The sequence below is a fragment of the Solibacillus kalamii genome (assembly GCF_002174535.1).
Classification (GTDB): Bacteria; Bacillota; Bacilli; order Bacillales_A; family Planococcaceae; genus Solibacillus; species Solibacillus silvestris.
On record NZ_NHNT01000023.1, the window covers coordinates 1 to 2,974 of the forward strand.

The 2,974-nt window shown below is 32.3% G+C and carries 3 protein-coding genes and 1 rRNA gene; 2 read left to right on the forward strand and 2 right to left on the reverse strand.

Translation table 11 applies throughout. The features are described 5' to 3' along the window. Positions 1 to 624 precede the first annotated feature (624 nt). Positions 625 to 813, forward strand: coding sequence for a hypothetical protein (locus tag CBM15_RS18940; protein ID WP_087618670.1), 189 nt, complete (start codon positions 625 to 627; stop codon positions 811 to 813). Positions 814 to 875: 62 nt separating this feature from the next. Here the strand turns inward: CBM15_RS18940 and CBM15_RS18945 are convergent, their stop codons facing one another. Further along, complete coding sequence (locus tag CBM15_RS18945; RefSeq protein WP_275584092.1) at positions 876 to 1,229, reverse strand: hypothetical protein; 354 nt, start codon at positions 1,227 to 1,229, stop codon at positions 876 to 878. Positions 1,230 to 1,531: 302 nt separating this feature from the next. Between CBM15_RS18945 and CBM15_RS18950 the strand changes: the two genes are divergently transcribed. Continuing rightward, positions 1,532 to 2,464, forward strand: a complete 933-nt coding sequence (locus CBM15_RS18950) for a DNA primase (RefSeq protein ID WP_087618672.1) — start codon at positions 1,532 to 1,534, stop codon at positions 2,462 to 2,464. Between the two features lie 397 nt (positions 2,465 to 2,861). Here CBM15_RS18950 and rrf read toward each other — a convergent pair. Next, positions 2,862 to 2,974 (reverse strand): 5S ribosomal RNA (rrf, locus tag CBM15_RS18955); the annotation flags it as partial.

A 2,974-nucleotide genomic window follows, 5' to 3' on the forward strand; every position in this document is an offset into this window, starting at 1 on the left:
AAGCTCATTTGCTTTGCTAGCGATCCAACTTCGTTAGAAGTTGAAATCTATTGTTTGCTTCATTTAAGAAGCTTGTTTCATTAACGTTGCTTGTTCAGTTTTCAAGGTTCATTGCGTCGTTTAAGTGACAACTTTTATATCTTACCATTTTATGAATGTTATGTCAACATTTATTTTAAAATGTTTTTTCGATATTCGTTGTCGTCGTTGCGACTTATAATAATATATCATGATATTATTCACTTAGCAATAGTTTATTATAACTTTTTTTGATTTTATATATTTAATATACAAGTTTTGCTTTGCTAACGTCAAATAAGCCAGTCTTAGTATAATAATGTACTTCTCCGTACAGTAATGGAAAGTAGAGCAAATCACTTTCTTCAGTATTCTGCTTTTTATTTTATATATTTAAAGATTCGTGGTGATACTGCTGTTATATAGTATAAATACTACAACTATACCTATAAAGAGAACAATAGACTAGCCATCGTACATAAAATGTTTCCTATGTTCCTAACTTTAAATTAAGTAATAAAAAATATATTAACATCCCAATATTGTAACTTTTTTACAGTAGGTACGTATATAATTTATACTTACGTAAAAAAGGAGGAAACTAATATGACACTCAATGAAGAGAGAAAATGTAGACATTGTGGAAGTTCTGAATTTGATGAAGCAACAGACTATTTATTATTGAGAAAAAGCAAAGTTTCGTTTGTTGGATCTGAAAAGGTTTATACTTTTTGTATAAGCTGTGGGGAAGTTCAATCAATTCGCCTCACTAATCCCAACGTTTTTAAGAAGTGAAAGTAAAAGAGGTACTTCTAAAATGTTTAGAAATACCTCTTAATGGTTTATTTAATTTACCTTCATACAAGCCAATACCCCTTCAAATCCCTCAATATCGTTAAAAGGACTTCTCGTTCTAATATTTCCAAAAAGATTTCTGCACGCTTGTATTGATATTTAATCTCTTCTTCTGGATATCCAAGCTGCTCATAACACTGTCCGAGATAATAATAAAAATTTCCTATATACATCACTTTTCCATTTTTAATCGATTCAGCGATACCTTCTATTGCTTGCCTGATTGCATCATTATAAAATTCAGTATCATATTTCGTTTTTACTTTATCAAATATAACTTTCAATTTAAAGGTATTGGGATCAAACATAAAATAGTTACCTAAAATAGTTACATCAATTTTATTATAATAGAACAACGACTTACTATATTCTTTTTTTTATAGAATATAAAACTGCCAATGAATCTTGTATACGTGATAATAAATAATTTTTATTCAACTCATAATCTGGTGTCTCTTGAGATAGCTTTGTTATTTGCATTATAACCTCATCAATTATCACCTTTTTATGTAATATCCACTTAAAGTGCATCTTTTCGTCTCTCTTTTTTTAAAATTAGGTATAAAACGGCATTGTAAAGAATAGAAAAAAGTAGAGAAGTAAATTTAGTTGCTGCAAAGAATAGAAAAATTCCCCGTAGAACAGGAGAGAAAAAAAAATGGAACAAACGATTTCGATAGAGAAACGTATTAAAGAAATTTTTGCAGATGACCCGCTATATTTAGTTATTAAAGAAACACCGACTGAACAATTCTTTTTATCGGAAACTTATTTGTCCAACCTCATTGAGAAAAAATACTATTCCACACCTGAAGTAGCCAGCTGGTTTAATGTCACTGACGCACAGATACGTTACTATATTAAACCGTTTGAAGAATATCTTTTTGATGATGAAGCGTCAAATCCTACTACAGCATCTGTTATTCGTTTAGACTTTAGGGCCGTTATAAAACTGCGTATGATTTTACTGTTAAAAGACGAATACCGTGTAAAAGGGTTAAAGCAGCTATTACGTATTAATAAAGATGGCCATATTATCAAAAAAAGAACTTCTTCCTCAACAGAAGTAGGAATGCCCGATAATATTGAATACAGACTCAATGCCATGAGCCAAGCACTTGAGCAAATTATGAAAACAGGCTTGTTTAAAATGGAACAAGATGAAGAGACCCAGCAAATGCAGCTAAGTTTGAACTATGATTTCTTTAAACAGGAGATCAAAGCCCTCCCTCCAGAACCTTCACAGGAATTGACGGAGATCCAAGTGGCTACAAAAAAACTTGAACAGGAAAATACCGAATTGAAAAAGAAAGTCGAGGAAATAATGGCTTCCAATAAAGAGGATATTGCTATTCGAATTAGAGAAAAGGCAATCGAACAAATTGTGCTCAACCGTTTGCAAAATGAGGCAGTTCAGCAGTACTCGCTACAAAGAAAAACGACCCTTTTCCAGAAACTTTTCCGTTCTGCGCAAATGGAAGTAGATAAGAAGCTGTATATCGCAGCTTATATCGAAGAAAAGTTTCCAAAACAATTAACCCAGGCACTACTCGAATACCATGAACAATCTATAAGTTACCAAAATGAATAATCTAAACGCTTCCTTTCATAAGGGAGCGTTTTTACTTTGAAAATGACATTCATATAAGTTTTATAATAAAACATAATCGATGTGTGTAATTAATAAATTACACAGCAGAAAAATTATTTTCCATTCTACTATTCCCCGTATTCTCTGAGGTTTCTTATTACAGTGAAATTTGAGAAAAAATCGAATGCTGATAATTTTATTTTCTCTCTCAGGGAAATCACTGACTGATTTATATGGAGGACTAGGTGGGGAAAAGTTTATAAACGGAACCTCGAATTATAAAAGGAATTCATATCCCACACGATTCTCGATGTTAAATATTAAAATGAACAAGTCAAACTCCTATTTAATTTAAACGACAAAAAAACCCACTGATTACTCAGTGGGTTTGCGTTGTGCGAAGCGACGTCCTACTCTCACAGGGGGAAGCCCCCAACTACCATCGGCGCTAAAGAGCTTAACTTCCGTGTTCGGTATGGGAACGGGTGTGACCTCTTTGCCATCATCACT